This is a genomic window from Pseudomonas sp. RA_15y_Pfl2_54, from assembly GCF_963971015.1.
GTDB lineage: Bacteria > Pseudomonadota > Gammaproteobacteria > Pseudomonadales > Pseudomonadaceae > Aquipseudomonas > Aquipseudomonas baetica_A.
Window position 1 is genome coordinate 1 of sequence record NZ_CAXAPN010000032.1, and the last position, 16,527, is coordinate 16,527.

13 protein-coding genes are annotated in these 16,527 nt (G+C 61.8%); 9 read left to right on the forward strand and 4 right to left on the reverse strand.

Annotation, left to right across the window (positions count from 1 at the left end; genetic code table 11):
• Positions 1-223: 223 nt before the first annotated feature.
• Positions 224-673, reverse strand: a complete 450-nt coding sequence (gene cadR, locus AACY50_RS21515; RefSeq protein ID WP_008088440.1) for a Cd(II)/Pb(II)-responsive transcriptional regulator — start codon at positions 671-673, stop codon at positions 224-226.
• Between the two features lie 84 nt (positions 674-757).
• On the opposite strand from cadR, the gene AACY50_RS21520 reads away from it, so the two are divergent.
• The 7 genes from AACY50_RS21520 to AACY50_RS21550 all read left to right on the forward strand — a co-directional run bounded on the left by AACY50_RS21520 (position 758) and on the right by AACY50_RS21550 (position 10,205).
• Positions 758-3,013 carry a heavy metal translocating P-type ATPase gene (locus AACY50_RS21520; RefSeq protein ID WP_339464677.1) on the forward strand — a complete coding sequence of 752 codons (2,256 nt, stop codon included), beginning with the start codon at positions 758-760 and terminating at the stop codon, positions 3,011-3,013.
• A 16-nt stretch (positions 3,014-3,029) separates the two neighbouring features.
• The gene (locus AACY50_RS21525; protein WP_339539156.1) at positions 3,030-3,893 is read left to right on the forward strand and encodes a LysR family transcriptional regulator; all 864 of its coding nucleotides are present in this window, start codon (positions 3,030-3,032) and stop codon (positions 3,891-3,893) included.
• Positions 3,894-4,400: 507 nt separating this feature from the next.
• The gene (locus tag AACY50_RS21530) at positions 4,401-4,766 is read left to right on the forward strand and encodes a DUF6124 family protein (RefSeq protein WP_339539157.1); all 366 of its coding nucleotides are present in this window, start codon (positions 4,401-4,403) and stop codon (positions 4,764-4,766) included.
• A 290-nt stretch (positions 4,767-5,056) separates the two neighbouring features.
• A complete protein-coding gene (locus tag AACY50_RS21535) occupies positions 5,057-6,133 on the forward strand; it encodes a putative 2-aminoethylphosphonate ABC transporter ATP-binding protein (RefSeq protein WP_339539158.1) in 1,077 nt (358 codons plus the stop codon).
• Positions 6,133-7,857: a putative 2-aminoethylphosphonate ABC transporter permease subunit gene (locus AACY50_RS21540; RefSeq protein WP_339430380.1), complete on the forward strand. Its 1,725-nt coding sequence runs from the start codon at positions 6,133-6,135 to the stop codon at positions 7,855-7,857. Before AACY50_RS21535 ends, AACY50_RS21540 begins: the two co-directional genes overlap by 1 nt.
• A gap of 42 nt (positions 7,858-7,899) precedes the next feature.
• The gene (locus tag AACY50_RS21545) at positions 7,900-8,925 is read left to right on the forward strand and encodes a putative 2-aminoethylphosphonate ABC transporter substrate-binding protein (RefSeq protein WP_133335856.1); all 1,026 of its coding nucleotides are present in this window, start codon (positions 7,900-7,902) and stop codon (positions 8,923-8,925) included.
• Between the two features lie 146 nt (positions 8,926-9,071).
• A complete protein-coding gene (locus AACY50_RS21550) occupies positions 9,072-10,205 on the forward strand; it encodes a TIGR03364 family FAD-dependent oxidoreductase (RefSeq protein WP_339464679.1) in 1,134 nt (377 codons plus the stop codon).
• 93 nt (positions 10,206-10,298) lie between these two features.
• Here the strand turns inward: AACY50_RS21550 and AACY50_RS21555 are convergent, their stop codons facing one another.
• Both AACY50_RS21555 and AACY50_RS21560 read right to left on the reverse strand, forming a co-directional pair.
• Entirely contained in the window at positions 10,299-11,675 is a 1,377-nt protein-coding gene (locus AACY50_RS21555; RefSeq protein WP_339430378.1) for a GTPase/DUF3482 domain-containing protein, read from the reverse strand.
• Positions 11,668-13,047 (reverse strand): DUF2868 domain-containing protein, encoded by a 1,380-nt coding sequence (locus tag AACY50_RS21560; protein ID WP_339539159.1) that lies wholly within the window; start codon positions 13,045-13,047, stop codon positions 11,668-11,670. The genes AACY50_RS21555 and AACY50_RS21560 overlap by 8 nt, the downstream gene beginning before the upstream one ends.
• A gap of 85 nt (positions 13,048-13,132) precedes the next feature.
• On the opposite strand from AACY50_RS21560, the gene AACY50_RS21565 reads away from it, so the two are divergent.
• Entirely contained in the window at positions 13,133-13,645 is a 513-nt protein-coding gene (locus AACY50_RS21565; protein ID WP_339464682.1) for a dihydrofolate reductase, read from the forward strand.
• 99 nt (positions 13,646-13,744) lie between these two features.
• Here the strand turns inward: AACY50_RS21565 and AACY50_RS21570 are convergent, their stop codons facing one another.
• On the reverse strand, positions 13,745-15,136 hold the full coding sequence (locus tag AACY50_RS21570) for an L-cystine transporter (RefSeq protein WP_339539160.1): 1,392 nt from the start codon (positions 15,134-15,136) through the stop codon (positions 13,745-13,747).
• A gap of 239 nt (positions 15,137-15,375) precedes the next feature.
• Between AACY50_RS21570 and AACY50_RS21575 the strand changes: the two genes are divergently transcribed.
• Positions 15,376-16,437 carry a haloacid dehalogenase-like hydrolase gene (locus AACY50_RS21575; RefSeq protein ID WP_339430374.1) on the forward strand — a complete coding sequence of 354 codons (1,062 nt, stop codon included), beginning with the start codon at positions 15,376-15,378 and terminating at the stop codon, positions 16,435-16,437.
• Positions 16,438-16,527 lie beyond the last annotated feature (90 nt).

Sequence of the window (16,527 nt, forward strand, 5' to 3'; positions counted from 1 at the left end):
CCAGATGCATTCTTTATCGGCGCTTGGGTGAAAGGAGGAGGGTGAAATCTCCCACGGTCTGTACTGCGCTAACAGTCAGAATCGAGCCTTGTCCCTCCTCCTCCCTTCAAGTCCTACCATACAAGCGGGCTTGCTCGCGAAGAGGGTGTGTCAGTCAATTATGTGTTGGCTGACACACCGCTTTCGCGAGCAAGCCCGCTCCCACTTTGGTTATCGGGTGTCTTTAGTGGCCATGACTACGGCCCACATGGGAATGCTCAACCTCCGTCGCCACCACCCCGCCACTCACTTCCAGCCGCTGCAAAATCCCGCATTGATCGGCTCCCGGCCCTTCGCCACAGCGTTGGCGCAGGTCGAGCAGTTGTGTCTGCAACGCCAATAACCCGTCAATTCGTGCCTTCACATGCTGGATGTGTTCATCGATCAGCGTGTTGACGCTTTCACACTGATCCTGCGGGCTGTCACGCATGGCCAACAGGCTGCGGATTTCTTCGAGGGTCATGTCGAGGGTGCGGCAGTTGCGGATGAAGGTCAGGCGTTCGGCGTGGGCCTGGGTGTAGACGCGGTAGTTGCCGTCGCTGCGGGCGGGCTCTGGCAGCAGGTTTTCGCGCTCGTAGTAACGAATGGTTTCGACGGCGCAATCGGTCAGCTTGGCCAGTTCTCCGATCTTCATGACGGCAATCTCCAAAAGGGTGCTTGACCCTATAGTGGCTACAGGGTCTTTACTTGGCAACAGGCACCTTCATGGACGCGACCAATGAGCGATTCCCTGCACTCCCACAAACCCCACGCGGGGCACGACCACAGCCATAAATTGCAGCCTGTGCATAAACATGACCACGGCGGCGACGCTTGCTGCGCATCGAAAGCCGCCGCACCTGCACGGGTGCTACTGAGCGAAAAGACCAGCGCCGACGCCCGGCTGAGCAGCTTTCGCATCGAGGCGATGGACTGCCCGACCGAACAGACGCTGATCCAGAACAAACTCGGCAAACTGGCCGGCGTCGAGCAACTGGAATTCAACCTGATCAACCGCGTGCTCGGTGTGACCCACACGCTGCCAGGCACCGAGCCCATCACTGAGGCAATCAAATCCCTCGGCATGCACGCCGAACCGCTGGAGGCGGGCGTCGAGTCGCCAGCCCCGGCCCCCGTGAAAAAACACTGGTGGCCATTGGCGCTGTCCGGCGTCGGTGCGCTCGCCGCCGAAGTGATCCACTTCACCAACGCCGCGCCGACCTGGGTGGTGGCGATCATCGCGCTGGTGTCGATCCTCAGCGGTGGCCTCGGCACCTACAAAAAGGGCTGGATTGCCCTGAAGAACCGCAACCTCAACATCAATGCGCTGATGAGCATCGCCGTGACCGGTGCCGTGTTGATCGGCCAATGGCCGGAAGCGGCGATGGTGATGTTCCTGTTCACCGTGGCCGAGTTGATCGAAGCACGTTCGCTGGATCGTGCGCGCAACGCGATCAGCGGTCTGATGCAAATGACCCCGGAGCAGGCGACCGTATTGCAGGCTGACGGTCGCTGGCTCGAACAGGAAGTGAAAAGCGTCGAACTCGGCGCCCGCGTGCGGGTAAAACCCGGCGAGCGTATTGCGCTGGACGGTGAAGTCGTCAGCGGCCGTTCGACCATCGATCAGGCGCCGATCACCGGGGAAAGCCTGCCGGTGGAGAAAACCGTGGGCGATAAAGTCTTCGCCGGCACCATCAATCAGGCCGGTTCGCTGGAATACGCGGTCACCGCAGCGGCGAACAACTCGACGCTGGCGCGGATCATTCACGCCGTCGAGCAAGCCCAGGGCGCACGCGCACCGACCCAGCGCTTCGTCGATCAATTCTCGACAATCTACACCCCTGCGGTGTTCGTCCTGGCCCTGGCCGTGGCGATCATTCCGCCGCTGTTCATGGGCGCGGTGTGGTTCGACTGGATCTACCGCGCGCTGGTGTTGCTGGTGGTCGCGTGCCCATGTGCCTTGGTGATTTCCACCCCGGTGACCATCGTCAGCGGCCTCGCGGCGGCGGCGCGCAAAGGCATTCTGGTCAAGGGCGGCGTGTACCTGGAGGGCGGTTTCAAGCTCGATTATCTGGCGCTGGATAAAACCGGAACCATCACCCACGGCAAACCGGTGCAGACCGATTACCTGTCCCTCGATCCGACGGCCGACGCCACCGCCCCGGCGATTGCTGCCGCGTTGGCCGGCCGTTCCGATCACCCGGTGTCGCTGGCCATCGCCAACGCCGCTGTGGATAAAAACCTCGCGGCGCAGATTGTGGATAACTTCGAAGCGCTGGCCGGCCGTGGCGTCAAAGGCGAGATCAACGGCCAGGTCTACTACTTGGGCAACCATCGTCTGGTTGAAGAGCTGAACCTGTGCTCCCCGGCGCTGGAAGAAAAACTCTTCGCGCTGGAGAAACAGGGCAAATCCGTGGTGCTGTTGCTCGACAAGTCCGGCCCGCTGGCGCTGTTTGCGGTGGCCGACACCGTCAAGGAGACCAGTCGCGAAGCGATCCGCCAGTTGCATGCGCTGGGCGTGAAAACCCTGATGCTCACGGGCGATAACGTCCACACCGCGCAGGCGATTGCCGCGCAGGTCGGCATCGATCAGGCTCAGGGCGATTTGTTGCCGACCGACAAGCTGCAAGCCATCGAAGCGCTTTACGCACAGGGCCACCGGGTCGGCATGGTCGGCGACGGTATCAACGATGCCCCGGCATTGGCCCGCGCCGAGATCGGTTTTGCCATGGCCGCAGCGGGCACCGACACGGCTATCGAAACTGCCGATGTCGCCCTGATGGACGACGATCTGCGCAAGATTCCGGCATTCATCAGCCTGTCTCGCGATACCGCCAGCATCCTGAAACAGAACATTGCATTGGCGTTGGTGATCAAGGCTATCTTTCTTGGGGTAACCTTCGCCGGGCTCGCCACCATGTGGATGGCGGTGTTTGCCGACATGGGCGTGAGCCTGCTGGTGGTGTTCAACGGTTTGCGCCTGTTGCGCAAATAGACGATGAGGGGCGGTTGTGCTGAGTGCCGAGCTGAAGGCGTTTTACATGGTGGCCCGTCTGGGCAGCATCACTTTGGCGGCGAAAAAACTCGGCCTCAGCCAACCGACCGTGACCACGCAGATTCGTAACCTCGAAAGCCACTATTCGGTAGAGCTGTTCTACCGTGGCGGTCGCCGATTGAGTGTCAGCGACGAAGGCGCGCGGCTGCTGCCGATGGTCAAGGCGTTGTTGCAGCAGGAAGCCGATATCGAGTTTTTCCTGCGCAACAGCGGCCAGGTGCAAGGCACGCTACGCATCGCCGCGACCGCGCCGTATTACATCCTCGATCTGGTGAAAACTTTTCGCGAACGCCTGCCGCAGGTGGACGTGTCGGTGGAAATCGGCAACTCCCAGCAGGTGCTCGAAGCGCTGGAGGATTACCGGGTCGATGTCGCCGCGTCGTCGCAGTTGCTGGATGATGCGCGGCTGATTCGTCGGGTACTCGGCACGGATCCGCTGGTATTGGCGGTGCATCGCAATCACCCGCTGGCGGTGCATGAGCATGTGTCGCTGAGTGCGTTGGTCGGGCATACGTTGCTGATGCGCGAGTCGGGTTCGACCACGCGGCGGTTGACCGAAGAGTTGCTGGCCAGCGCCGGGGTGAGTTTCGGGCCGCTGCTGGAGATCGGCAGCCGTGAATCGATTCGCGAGGCGGTGTTGCGCAACATTGGCATCAGCATCATTGCCCGCCAGGAAGTGCCGCATGATCCGCAGCTAAAGGTGCTGACCCTTGAGCATGCGCCGCAGATTCCCGAGTACCTGTACTGCCTCAAGGAGAGGAAGGGCGCGCGGTTGCCGGCGGCGTTTTTGGGGTTGGCGCAGGAAATGTCCCCGGCCTGAGATCTTTCAGTGCCTGTGCCGGCCTCTTCGCGAGCAAGCCCGCTCCCACATTGGAATGCGTTCCCCCTGTGGGAGCGGGCTGCTCGCGAAGGGGTCAGTCGCCGCAGCAAAATCCGACAGGTAAATCCCCAATCTCTGTAGGGCACTAAACCCTTTCCAGCGCAGGTGTTTAAAGACACTCGGTGTTACGCCCGGCAGCCTACAAATCCTTGCGCCGCTGCCTACGCATGCACCAGAATCCGCCGGCTTGTGCGCCTTGGGCTGGCTGCGTAACTTGGTTCGCATCACTGATTTCCAGTGATCGGGTTTAGTAGCCCGGATCAGTTGACTTACGGCTGCACAAGAATCATCCAGTCGGGCGCTTGCTTGCACTTGATGGTGGCTGTGCGCATGGCATCTTCGGGTGCGCCGGGTCTTGAGTCTTCTGCCGGTCTACTAACTTGCGCACAGCTGCCACCCCTTTCGTTTAGTAGCGAGATGGCTGCGGCTCTACTGGAGAAAGACTCAATGTTCAAACCAACGCCAAACCCGCCGATCTCCGATCCGGCATCCCCCTACGAATCGCCCGATTCAAAGAAATTCCACGAAGCCGCCGAGCGCGCCCTCGACCACTATCTCTGCCCACCGGTCGCCGCCATCATGGCCGCGTCCTACACCCTCAACACGCTCTACATGGCACACCCTGAGGCTGACACCGAATCCCTGCTGGCCGACGCCAGTGAAACGCTCGGCTCCGCCACCGTGATGCTCCACAACCACGCAGCAATGGTTGAAGGCTCGCACCGCAAAACCCTGCAAGGCATCGCCCAGGTGGTGATGCTGGCCGAGCTGGCGGTCAATCGTGTGCTGGACAGGTTAGTGCCGACCGAGTGATCAACGCGCTCAGCGGCGCATGCCCATGTGCCGCTGAGTGGAGGCTAGAGGTGTCGATCGCCTGAATCTTTTGGTGAATGTCTGGGCCTCTTCGCGAGCAAGCCCCACATTGGAATGCGTTCCCCCTGTGGGAGCGGGCTTGCTCGCGAAGGCGTCAGACCAGGCAATGCAGAACCTCAGCCCAAACCAAAATCCCCGAATACCACTATCAGCCGTTTTTGCCTCACTGCCACATGACGGACGCATTACAACGCTAGGATTTGCCTCATCTGCTTGATGAGGTCTGTCCCATGAATCCTGCCATCGCAACCACCCTGACTCACCCCGGCGCACCGATGAAAGTGCGTGGCGTGCAGAAGCGCTTTGGCGCGTTCACCGCACTGGATAACGTCTCCCTCGACGTCGCGGCCGGTGAACTGGTGTGCCTGCTCGGCCCGTCCGGGTGCGGCAAGACCACGTTGCTGCGTTGCATCGCCGGTCTGGAAAAGCAGGACAGCGGCGAGTTGTACCTCGGTGACCGCGATGTCTCGAATCTCGCCCCGCAGGCCCGGGACTACGGGATTCTGTTTCAGTCCTACGCACTGTTCCCCAATCTGACGGTGGAGGCGAACATTGCCTACGGCCTCGCCGGCAGCGGTCGCGATGAAGTGCGCCGCCGCGTCGGTGAGATGCTGGAACTGGTCGGCCTCACCGGCAGTGAGAAAAAGTACCCCGGCCAATTGTCCGGCGGCCAACAGCAACGGGTGGCACTGGCCCGCGCTCTGGCCCCGGCACCGTCGCTGCTGCTGCTCGACGAACCGATGTCGGCCCTTGACGCCCGGGTGCGTGAGCATTTGTGTACCGAACTGCGCCAACTGCAACGCAACCTCGGCATCACCACCCTGATGGTCACGCACAATCAGGACGAAGCCATGCTGATGGCCGACCGTATCGCCGTGATGAATAACGGCCGGGTCGAGCAGTACGCCACCCCGCAGGACATCTACAACCGCCCGGCCACACCGTTTGTGGCCGAGTTTGTCGGGCAGGGTAACTGGCTGCCGTTCCAGCGCAGCAGCGCCAGCCACGCCCGGGTGGGCGGGATGGATGTGCGTCTGGCGGATGGCAGCGTGAGCGGCGCCTCGGGCCGATTGTTCTGCCGCCCCGAAGCGATCAACGTCAATCCGCTGGTGCACGAAGAAAACCTGTTCCCGGCCAAAGTCCGCGAGATCACCTTCCTCGGCAACCGCTGCCGCATGAGCTTCGAACTCGATCAACTGCCCGGCCACGCGCTGCTCGCCGAACTGGCGCCGGAGGCCATGCCGCGCCTCGGCGCCCAGCAGATCATGGTTGCGTTGCCGCCGCGCAGCCTGCAGGTGTTTGCCTGATGAGCAGCCACCTCGCGCTGCCGCTCCCGCATAAGCAGGTGCGTCAGACGTCCCGTGCCGAGATCGGCGACCGCATCTTCGTCGTCGGCGGCAAACTCCTGCTGCTGGTACTGCTTGGCGTTGCGGTGCTGTTGCCGTTGCTGGCGATCTTCTGGCGCGGCTTCAGTAGCGAAGCCGGGCAGGGCGGTGGCTGGCTCGCTGCGAAAGAACTGGCGACCAGCGAGAATTTCCACTGGCTGCTCGGCAACAGCCTGAAAGTTTCCCTCAGCGTCGCAGCCATCGTCGTACCGCTGGCCTACCTGTTTGCCTACGCCCTGCAACGCACGTTGATTCCGGCCAAAGGCATCTGGCGCGGGATATCCCTGCTGCCGCTGATGGCGCCGTCGATGCTGCCGGGGATTGCGCTGGTCTATCTGTTCGGCAATCAAGGCCTGTTGCGCGGGCTGCTCTCGGACAACATCTACGGGTTCTGGGGGATTGTGCTGGGTGAGGTGATCTACACCTTTCCCCATGCGCTGATGATTCTGCTGTCGGCGCTGTCCCTGGCCGATGCGCGGCTGTTCGATGCGGCGTCGAGCATGGGCGCCAGTCCGGCCAAGGCGTTTCGCAGCATCACCTGGCCGGCGACCCGACAGGCTGTGTTCGCCGCGTTCTGTCTGGTGTTCACCCTGACCATCACCGATTTCGGTGTGCCGGTGGTGGTCGGTGGCGACTATCAAGTGTTGGCGCTGGAGGCTTATAAAGCCGTGGTCGGCCAGCAGCAATTCGGCCGTGGTGCGTTGATCGGCATGGTGCTGTTGCTGCCGGCGCTGCTGAGCTTTGGCGTCGATGCGTGGTTGCGTCGACGTCACGGCGACTCCATGAGTGGCCGCGCCCAGGTGTTCAAACCGGCGCCGTCGAAAGTGCGTGATGGCTGCTATCTGGTCATCGTCCTGCTGATCTGCGCGGCGTTGCTGCTGGTGTTCGGCATGGCGGTGTTCTCCTCGCTGGTGAAGTTCTGGCCGTACAACCTGTCGCTGTCGCTCAACCACTATCAGTTCAACGAAACCGCCGGCGGTGGCTGGCTGGCCTACAGCAACAGTTTGAAGATGGCGCTGGGTACGGCGCTGATCGGCAGCGTGCTGATCTTCACCGGCGCGTATCTGATGGAAAAAACACGCACGCAACGCGGCCTCAATCTGGCGTTGCGCATGCTCAGTTTCGTGCCGATGGCGGTGCCGGGGTTGGTGCTTGGTCTGGGTTACGTGTTCTTTTTCAACCTGACCGGCAACCCGCTGCATGTGCTCTACGGGACGATGACCCTGCTGATCGTCTGCACCATTGCGCACTATCTGACCACCGCACAAATGACCGCAACCACCGCGCTGCGCCAGCTCGATGCCGAGTTCGAAGCCGCCGCGCTGTCGCTCAAGGCGCCGCTGTATCGGCATTACCTGCGCGTGACCGTGCCGATCTGCCTGCCGGCGTTGCTGGACATCGTGCGTTACCTGTTCGTCTCGGCGATGACCACGGTGTCGGCGGCGATCTTCCTCTACAGCCCGGACACCATTCTTGCGGCGGTGGCGGTGCTGAACATGGATGACGCCGGCAACGTCGGCGGCGCGGCGGCGATGTCGACCCTGATTCTGTTCACCTCGGCGGGCGTGTCCTTGCTGCTGGCGTGGGCTTCGCGCGGTTTGCTGCGCCGTTCCCAGGCCTGGCGGCAAACCGCGCCCGGTCACTGATGTTTCCCGTAACCCTCAACTCAAAAAGACAGGAAAACGATCATGTTCAAGCCTATGGCCCTGGCCGCTGCTGTGCTCGCCACTTTCAGCCTGAATGCCTTCGCGGCGAAAACCGAGTTGACGGTGTACACCGCCCTCGAAGCCGAGCAACTGAAGTCCTACAAGGACGCCTTCGAAAAGGCCAACCCGGACGTCGAGATCAAATGGGTGCGCGATTCCACCGGGATCATCACCGCCAAACTGCTGGCCGAAAAGGCCCGTCCGCAGGCTGACGCCGTGTGGGGCCTGGCCGCCTCGAGCCTAGCGATCCTCGACCAGCAAGGCATGCTGCAAAGTTACGCACCGAAGGATCTGGGCAAGATCGGCGCGAACTACCGCGACGCCGCCAACCCGCCGGCCTGGGTCGGCATGGACGTGTGGGCCGCGACCATTTGCTTCAACACCGTCGAAGCCGAGAAGCAGGGCTTGAGCAAACCGGTGAGCTGGCAGGACCTGACCAAGCCTGAGTACAAAGGCAAGATTGTCATGCCCAACCCGGCGTCGTCCGGCACCGGTTTCCTCGACGTCAGCGCCTGGCTGCAAACCTTCGGCGAGAAGCAGGGATGGGCGTACATGGACGGCCTGCACCAGAACATCGGCCAGTACGTTCACTCCGGCTCCAAGCCTTGCAAACTGGCGGCGGCGGGCGAGTTCCCGATTGGTATTTCCTTCGAATACCCGGCCGTTCAGTTGAAGCGCCAGGGCGCGCCGCTGGACATCATCCTGCCGAAGGAAGGCCTGGGCTGGGAGATCGAGGCGACTGCCGTGATCAAAGGCACGCCGCATGAAGAAGCCGCGAAGAAACTCGCGGACTTCTCCGCCAGCGCCGAGGCGATGGACCTGTACAAGGAGAACTTCGCTGTTCTTGCCCAGCCGGGGATCGCCAAGCCGCAGACCGAACTGCCGGCCGACTACGAGCAGCGCCTGATCAAGAATGACTTTGCCTGGGCCTCGAAGAACCGCGACGAGATCCTGACCGAGTGGCGCAAGCGCTATGACGGCAAGTCCGAGAAAGTCGTCGCCAAGTAAGCTCTTTATCGACTGACAGGGCCGCTTCGCGAGCAAGCCCGCTCCCACATTGGATCTTCAGTGAACACACATTCTGTGGGCACCCAAAATCCCCTGTGGCAGCGGGCTTGCTCGCGAAGGCGGTCTCCCATTCAGGGAAAATTTCCATGACACAACACAACGACCTGCTGATCGTCGGCGCCGGCATCCTCGGCCTGTCCCACGCCTATGCCGCCGCCAAACGCGGTCTCAAAGTCACGGTTTTCGAACGCACGGCCACGCCCCTCGGCGCCTCGGTGCGCAACTTCGGCCAGGCACTGGTCACCGGCCAGCCACCCGGGCCAATGCTCGAACTGGCCAAGGCCAGCCGCGAGATCTGGGGCGACTGGGCGCAGCTCGCCGGCCTGCAAATCAAGCGTAACGGCTCGTACCTGTTTGCCCGCACTGAAGCTGAAGAACACCTGCTCGAAGCCTTTTGCGCCGGCCGCGCCGTGGAAAACGGTTACAACGTCGACTTGTTGCGCGGCGCCGCGTTGCGCGACCTCTACAGCGGTCAGTTCAGCCATCACCGTGCAGCCTTGCACGGGAGGGACGATCAACAGTTGTATTCGCGTGAAGCGATTCCAGCATTGATCGATTACCTGCGCCGCGACCTCGGCGTCGAATTTCATTTCTCGACGCTGGTGCGCGATGTGGAGCCGGGGCGTCTGCACAGCACGGCCGGTTCGTTCACCGCCAAACAGATCATCGTCTGCTCCGGCCATGATTATCAGACGCTGCTGGCCGAACCGATTGCCACGCTCGACCCGCAAATCTGCCGCCTGCAAATGCTCCGCGCCAAACCGCACGTCGACCTGAACCTGCAACACGCCTTGCTCACGGGGTTGAGCGGCGTGCACTACGGCGCCTTCGCCGACTTGCCGGAAGCGGCGGCGGTGCAGGCGCAGATCCTGCGCGAACAACCGCACCTGCATGAAAACGGCATTCACCTGTTGATCAGTCCGACACCGTATGGCGAGTTGATCATCGGCGATTCGCACCACTACGGCAGCGATCCGTCGCCGTTCAACGCCGAGCAAGTCGACACCTGGATGCTCGAACTGGCCGAACACACCCTCGGCTGCAAGGTGCAAGTGATCGAGCGCTGGCAGGGTGTCTATGGCGCCCGTGGGCCGGGGCCGTTTTCGTTCCTGCGCCCGGCACCGGGGCTGAGTGTGGCGCTGATGCACACCGGCGTCGGCATGAGCGTCGGTCCGGCCATGGCCGAGCGCAATGTCGCGCAGTTGCTGGGGGACATTTGATGGCAGGTCACAAGACCTTCATTCGCGAGCAAGCCCGGGGGAATGCGTTTTTCTGTGGGAGCGGGCTTGCTCGTGAAGAGGCCGGCTCAGGCGCTACAAATCCTCAGCCAAAGACTCAATTTGCTCCTGCCGCTGCGCCTGATTCAACTTCGCATGCGGGTTGAGCGACGACCATTGCGGATGCGCCCGCGCCTTGCTCAGCGCCTCCGGCAACTTGCCCTGTCGCCAGGTTTTGTCCTGCGGTGCGGCAACCTGAACCGCGTCCAGCGCCGCATGCCCGCGCTGATCCAGGGCCAGCAGCAACTGGCGCTGGCGCAACGCCAACAGCCGCAACACGGCATCATCCACCGTCAACTCGCGCTGGCCTTTGATCTTGCCGAGCAAGCGACTGCCATAACTGCGCGCCGTTTGCAGCGCACCGCCAGCAATTGCCCCGGCCAATGCCGCCGCGCCGAGGGTGATGCCGCCCACCAGCAAATCCACGCCAGCCCCGGCGGCTGCCCCGGCAGCGATCCCGCCCCCCACACGCACACCGAGTTGCTTCAAGGTTTCCGGGTTGAACAGGTCATCGCCCCAGCGGCCATCGAGCAACGGTAGATCACTCGCCGCCGCATCCTGCGGGCGAAACGCATACAGCTTGAGCAGCGCTTCGACGCACTTCTGTTCGCGCTGGCGCACAGCCTTGCGCAGTTCGCTGATGGCTTGCTGTTCCTGCTCGGCTTCGCTGACCACGCTGCGGCGGCACGCGGCGCAGTCGATCAGCAATTCGGCAATCAACCGCGCTGCACTGTGCTGCCGGGCGAGTCGCTGTGCCTGCTGATCTGCAATCAAGCGTTCCAGTTGCGGCCGGGCGTTTTCCAGCAACAAGGCGAGGCTTTCATACAGCCGTCGCGCACCATCCTCGGGTGGCGCCACGCTGTCGAAACGCACCAGCGCATGCAGACCAAGACGCGCCAACGCGTCACGCCAATCCGGTTCGCGGTGGTTGGCGCTGCTGACGAAATTGAGCACCGGCAGCAGCGGTTTGCCGCAACTGGCCAACACTTCCAGTTCATCGCGGTACTTGGCCAGCACCGGCTCGCGGGCGTCGATCACATACAAACCGGCGTCGGAGGCGAGCAGTTGCCGCAACACTTTGGCTTCCTGTTCGAAACGCTGGCGCGCCTCGCTGCCGTCGAGAAACCGCGCCAGCCGCGCCGGGCCGTCGAGGCGTTCGCCGGGGCGTTCCAGACGTTCGAGAAAATCCAGCAGGGCGATGGCGTCTTCCAGCCCCGGCGTGTCGTAGAGGTCGAGCAACGGCTCGCCGTCCACCGACAGCCGCGCGCCCTCGACATGCCGGGTGGTACTCGGTCGATGCGAGACTTCGCCGAAACCGACATCGCGGGTCAGCGTGCGCAACAGCGAAGTCTTGCCAACGTTGGTGTGGCCGACCACGGCGAGTTTCAGCGGCGCTTTGAAGGCATCAGTCATGACCGCTCTCCAGCCAGTTCAACGGCGCGCAATCAGCAAAGGGTAGTTCCAACTGTTGCAGTGCGATGTGCCAGTCGCCGAGGCGTTCGGCGTCCAGCGCTTCACCGGGCGGCGCTTGCAGCAGCCAGACGCGGGTGGCGCTGGCGTTGCGCGCCAGTTCGGCGATCAGCGCGAGGCTGCCGCGATCCGGCGAGCGCCGTGGATCGCAAGCGATAACCAGACGTGCCGGGGGGAAGCGGCTGAGTTGTTCGAGCAGTTTGTTGCGTGATTCGCGGCTGTCGAGGATGCCGGCGTTGCTGACGTTTTTCGGCAGCGCCGGCGGCCATGGGCGTTGCTCGTCGAGTTCGATCGCCACCAGCAATGCGCCTTCGCTGGCGTGTTCGCTGACGCTGCTTTCGACGCGGTGCAATTGCTCAGGCGCGGCGTCGGTGACGCCCAGGCGTTCGCTGGTCGGCATCAGGCGTTCGCGCAATTGCGCGTAGCCGGGCAGGTTCAGGTCCAGACGCAAGCGGTCACGTCCCCGTTTCCAGCGCCAGCGGCAGAACAACATCAGTATCAGACGCGGCAAGACGCCATAGATCAGCACCGCGCCCACCAGCCAGATGGCCCACCACTGGCGAACCAACGCACGGTTGTAGTCGGTGTCCAGCGTCACGCGAATCATGTCGACGCGCGGCGCACTCCAACCCAAGGCATGGGGAATGACCGTCAACGCATCCGTCAGGGCGGCGAAGAAGTCGGCGCCTAACAGCGTGCTTTCCCAAATGAAGTCATAGCGCCGGGCAGCCATCATCAACACCAGCATGCTCAAAGCGCTGAGCATGATCAGCAGCCACAGGCCATTGACCAGCGTGCCGATCGCCCAACGATTGAGTTTTTGGCGTTGCAACAAGACGAGCAACGCTGGGGGCAACTGCGCGGCTTTGGCGTCACGGGCGAATTTTTCGCTGAGCCAAAGCCAGAGCCGGCCGAGTGCGGCGCCATGTTCCCCGGCGAACAACAGTCCCAGCGCCCAACTCAACAGCAAAATCAGATTCACCCCGAGCAACGTACCCAACGCCCAGAAAATATTCACCGGGCGCGTGCCGTCACCCAGCGTGGAAAACGCCATGCCGGCACCGGTCACGCAGGCCAGCACCACCATTAACAGCAGCGCCAGACGCGCGCCTTGCAGCCAGTGCTTGAGTGCGTTGGTCAGCCCGTCACGCTCGGCCAGCCACAAGGCACGGCGTTGAATACGGCTCGGCAAATCACCGCCAGCCGCGCGGGCCAGACGATTGGCTTCCAGATCATCCAGAGGCCCCGCGTGTTCTTCGCGCAGGCGCACGGTTTCGGTCAACCAGAGGTTTTGCAGTGGAGTCAGTTGTGTCACGCGGCATCCCGTCGCTCAATTGAGCCGTGAGCATAACCGCTGTGGCGCTTATCGGGTCAAGCGAGGCTCTGGTATCCTCGCCGGCATGACTAAAATACTCCCCTTAAGCCTGATCGCAGCCCTCGGTGAGAACCGTGTGATCGGCGTCGATAACAGCATGCCCTGGCACCTGCCGGGGGACTTCAAATACTTCAAGGCCACGACCCTCGGCAAGCCGATCATCATGGGGCGCAAGACCTGGGATTCCCTCGGTCGTCCGCTGCCCGGGCGCTTGAACATCGTGGTCAGTCGTCAGGCCGATCTGGTGTTGGAAGGCGCTGAGGTTTATCCATCACTCGAAGCCGCGGTGGTTCGCGCCGAGCAATGGGCGAAGGAACAGGGCGTCGATGAACTGATGCTGATTGGCGGCGCGCAGTTGTATGCGCAAGGGTTGGCGCAGGCGGATCGTCTGTACCTGACCCGTGTGGCGCTGAGCCCGGAAGGCGATGCGTGGTTTCCGGCGTTCGATCTTAACCAGTGGAAGCTGGTGTCGAATGTGCCGAATGCGGCCGAGGGCGACAAACCGGCGTACACCTTCGAGGTCTGGGAAAAAGCTTAAGAGCTTCGTCGGAACGCCGCCCGGAGCAAGCCCACACACATTGGATCTGTGATCGACACAAATCCAATGTGGAAGAGGGCAGGTCAGGCAAAGAATAACTTAAGCCTGAGCAAGCTCCGCGTGCTCATCGGCATCGAGCAGTGCTTTATCGGTCTGCTGCATCACCTGACTGGTAATCGCACCGGCGGTGATTGCTCCACTCACGTTCAACGCTGTACGCCCCATGTCGATCAGCGGCTCAACCGAAATCAGCAAGGCCACCAGTGACACCGGCAAGCCCATCGCCGGCAGCACGATCAGCGCGGCAAACGTCGCACCGCCACCTACGCCCGCCACACCGGCCGAACTCAGGGTCACAATCGCCACCAGCGTCGCGATCCACAGCGGATCCAGCGGGTTGATGCCTACGGTCGGCGCTACCATCACCGCCAACATCGCCGGGTACAGGCCTGCGCAGCCGTTCTGGCCGATGGTCGCGCCGAACGATGCGGCAAAACTGGCTACCGATTGTGGAATGCCCAGACGGCGGGTCTGCGCTTCGATGCTCAGCGGAATGCTCGCTGCACTGGAACGGCTGGTGAATGCAAACGTCAGCACCGGCCAGATCTTGCGGAAGAAACGCAGCGGGTTGATCCCGGCCGCCGACACCAGCAGGCCATGAACGACGAACATCAGGCCCAGACCGAGGTACGACACCGCCACGAAACTGCCGAGTTTAATGATGTCTTGCAGGTTGGAGCCAGCCACCACTTTGGTCATCAGCGCCAGTACACCGTACGGGGTCAGCTTCATCACCAGGCGCACCAGGCGCATCACCCAGGCTTGCAGGGTGTCGATGGCGTTGATCACTTTCTGACCTTTCTCGACGTCATCCTTGAGCAGTTGCAGCGCGGCGACACCAAGGAACGCGGCGAAAATCACCACGCTGATGATTGAAGTCGGTTTGGCCCGCGCCAGATCGGCGAACGGGTTCTGCGGGATGAACGACAGCAGCAGTTGCGGCACATTCAGTTCGGCGACCTTGCCGGCGTAGTCGGTCTGAATGGTTTGCAGACGGGCCATTTCCTGGGTGCCGGCCACCAGACCTTCGGCGCTGAGGCCGAACAGGTTGGTCAGGCCGATACCGACCAGCGCCGCAATCGCGGTGGTGAACAGCAGCGTGCCGATGGTCAGGAAACTGATCTTGCCCAGCGACGAGGCGTTGTGCAGGCGGGCCACCGCGCTGAGGATCGAAGCGAACACCAGCGGGATGACGATCATTTGCAGCAACTGCACATAACCGTTGCCGACCAGATCGAACCAGCCAATCGAGGCTTTCAGCACTGGATTGCCCGCCCCGTAAACGGCGTGCAGAGCTATACCGAACGTGACGCCGAGCACCAGCGCGAGCAGGACTTTTTTCGCCAGGCTCCAATGGGTGCGGCGGGTTTGTGCCAGACCCAAGAGCAGGGCGAGGAACACCAGCAGGTTGAGAATCAACGGTAGATTCATGAGAACTCCAGGAAAGACTTTGCCAGCAGCCTTGCGGGGCTGCTGCGAACCGGCAAGCCTAACAGTTTGATTTCAAATGAATTAATACCGAAAACGCAGGGTAATAGTCGCTTTTGGAATAAGTAGGCGTCGCTCTGGGGAATGCATCTGGCGTGATGGAGACGTGGACGGTCGCTGACAGATGAAAACGGTCACACTTATTTGTTACCGTCGGTCTCTTTGATCAGGGAGAAGGGCTTATGAAGTTTGCACCGAAATTTCTGGCTGTCGCACTGACTGTGGGGTTGGGCCTGGCCGGTCAGGCATTCGCCACCGATTTGAAACACTGGCCAGCCGATCAGGCCAAGGCGCTGGACGCGATGATTGCCGCCAATGCCAACAAAGGTAACTACGCGGTGTTCGACATGGACAACACCAGTTACCGCTATGACCTGGAAGAGTCCTTGTTGCCGTTCATGGAAAACAAGGGCCTGATCACCCGCGACAAACTCGACCCCTCCCTGAAACTGATTCCGTTCAAGGACACCGCCGACCACAAGGAAAGCCTGTTCAGTTACTACTATCGCCTCTGCGAAGTCGACGACATGGTCTGCTACCCGTGGGTGGCGCAGGTGTTCTCCGGCTTCACCCTCAAGGAACTCAAAGGCTACGTCGATGAGCTGATGGCTTCGGGCAAACCCGTGCCGGCGACTTATTACGACGGCGATGTGGTCAAGACGCTCGACGTCAATCCGCCGAAAATCTTCACCGGGCAGCAAGAGCTCTACAACAAGCTGATGGAGAACGGCATCGAGGTCTATGTGATGACCGCCGCGTCTGAAGAACTGGTGCGCATGGTCGCCGCCGATCCGAAGTACGGCTACAACGTCAAACCACAGAACGTGATTGGCGTGACGACGATGCTGAAGAACCGCGAGACCAACGAACTGACCACCGCGCGCAAGCAGATCACCGCCGGCAAATATGACGAGAAGGCCAACCTCGGCCTCGAACTGACGCCATACCTGTGGACCCCGGCGACGTGGATGGCCGGCAAGCACGCCGCCATTCTGACTTACATCGACGAGTGGAAAAAACCAGTATTGGTGGGCGGCGACACCCCTACCAGTGACGGTTACATGCTGTTCCACGATGTCGACGTGGCCAAGGGCGGCATTCACTTGTGGATCAACCGCAAAGACAAATACATGACGCAGTTGAACGGCATGATGGCCAAGCACGCTGCGGCGCAGGCCAAGGAAGGGTTGCCGGTGACGGCAGACAAGAACTGGGTGATCGTCAAACCCGAAGACATCCAGTAAGCCCCGATCTTCTGTGGGCGCCCGGATTCCGGGTGCACTGACAGTCCCACAGTTTTGATCTTCAGTGTCTGGGGAATCTGGCCAGACAAA

What these genes read in the sequence shown, in the direction of transcription:
- cadR (WP_008088440.1), bottom strand. Translation starts at nt 673, where the DNA reads ATGAAGATCGGAGAACTGGCCAAGCTGACCGATTGCGCCGTCGAAACC.
- AACY50_RS21520 (WP_339464677.1), top strand. Translation starts at nt 758, where the DNA reads ATGAGCGATTCCCTGCACTCCCACAAACCCCACGCGGGGCACGACCAC.
- AACY50_RS21530 (WP_339539157.1), top strand. Translation starts at nt 4,401, where the DNA reads ATGTTCAAACCAACGCCAAACCCGCCGATCTCCGATCCGGCATCCCCC.
- AACY50_RS21535 (WP_339539158.1), top strand. Translation starts at nt 5,057, where the DNA reads ATGAATCCTGCCATCGCAACCACCCTGACTCACCCCGGCGCACCGATG.
- AACY50_RS21540 (WP_339430380.1), top strand. Translation starts at nt 6,133, where the DNA reads ATGAGCAGCCACCTCGCGCTGCCGCTCCCGCATAAGCAGGTGCGTCAG.
- AACY50_RS21545 (WP_133335856.1), top strand. Translation starts at nt 7,900, where the DNA reads ATGTTCAAGCCTATGGCCCTGGCCGCTGCTGTGCTCGCCACTTTCAGC.
- AACY50_RS21550 (WP_339464679.1), top strand. Translation starts at nt 9,072, where the DNA reads ATGACACAACACAACGACCTGCTGATCGTCGGCGCCGGCATCCTCGGC.
- AACY50_RS21555 (WP_339430378.1), bottom strand. Translation starts at nt 11,675, where the DNA reads ATGACTGATGCCTTCAAAGCGCCGCTGAAACTCGCCGTGGTCGGCCAC.
- AACY50_RS21565 (WP_339464682.1), top strand. Translation starts at nt 13,133, where the DNA reads ATGACTAAAATACTCCCCTTAAGCCTGATCGCAGCCCTCGGTGAGAAC.
- AACY50_RS21570 (WP_339539160.1), bottom strand. Translation starts at nt 15,136, where the DNA reads ATGAATCTACCGTTGATTCTCAACCTGCTGGTGTTCCTCGCCCTGCTC.
- AACY50_RS21575 (WP_339430374.1), top strand. Translation starts at nt 15,376, where the DNA reads ATGAAGTTTGCACCGAAATTTCTGGCTGTCGCACTGACTGTGGGGTTG.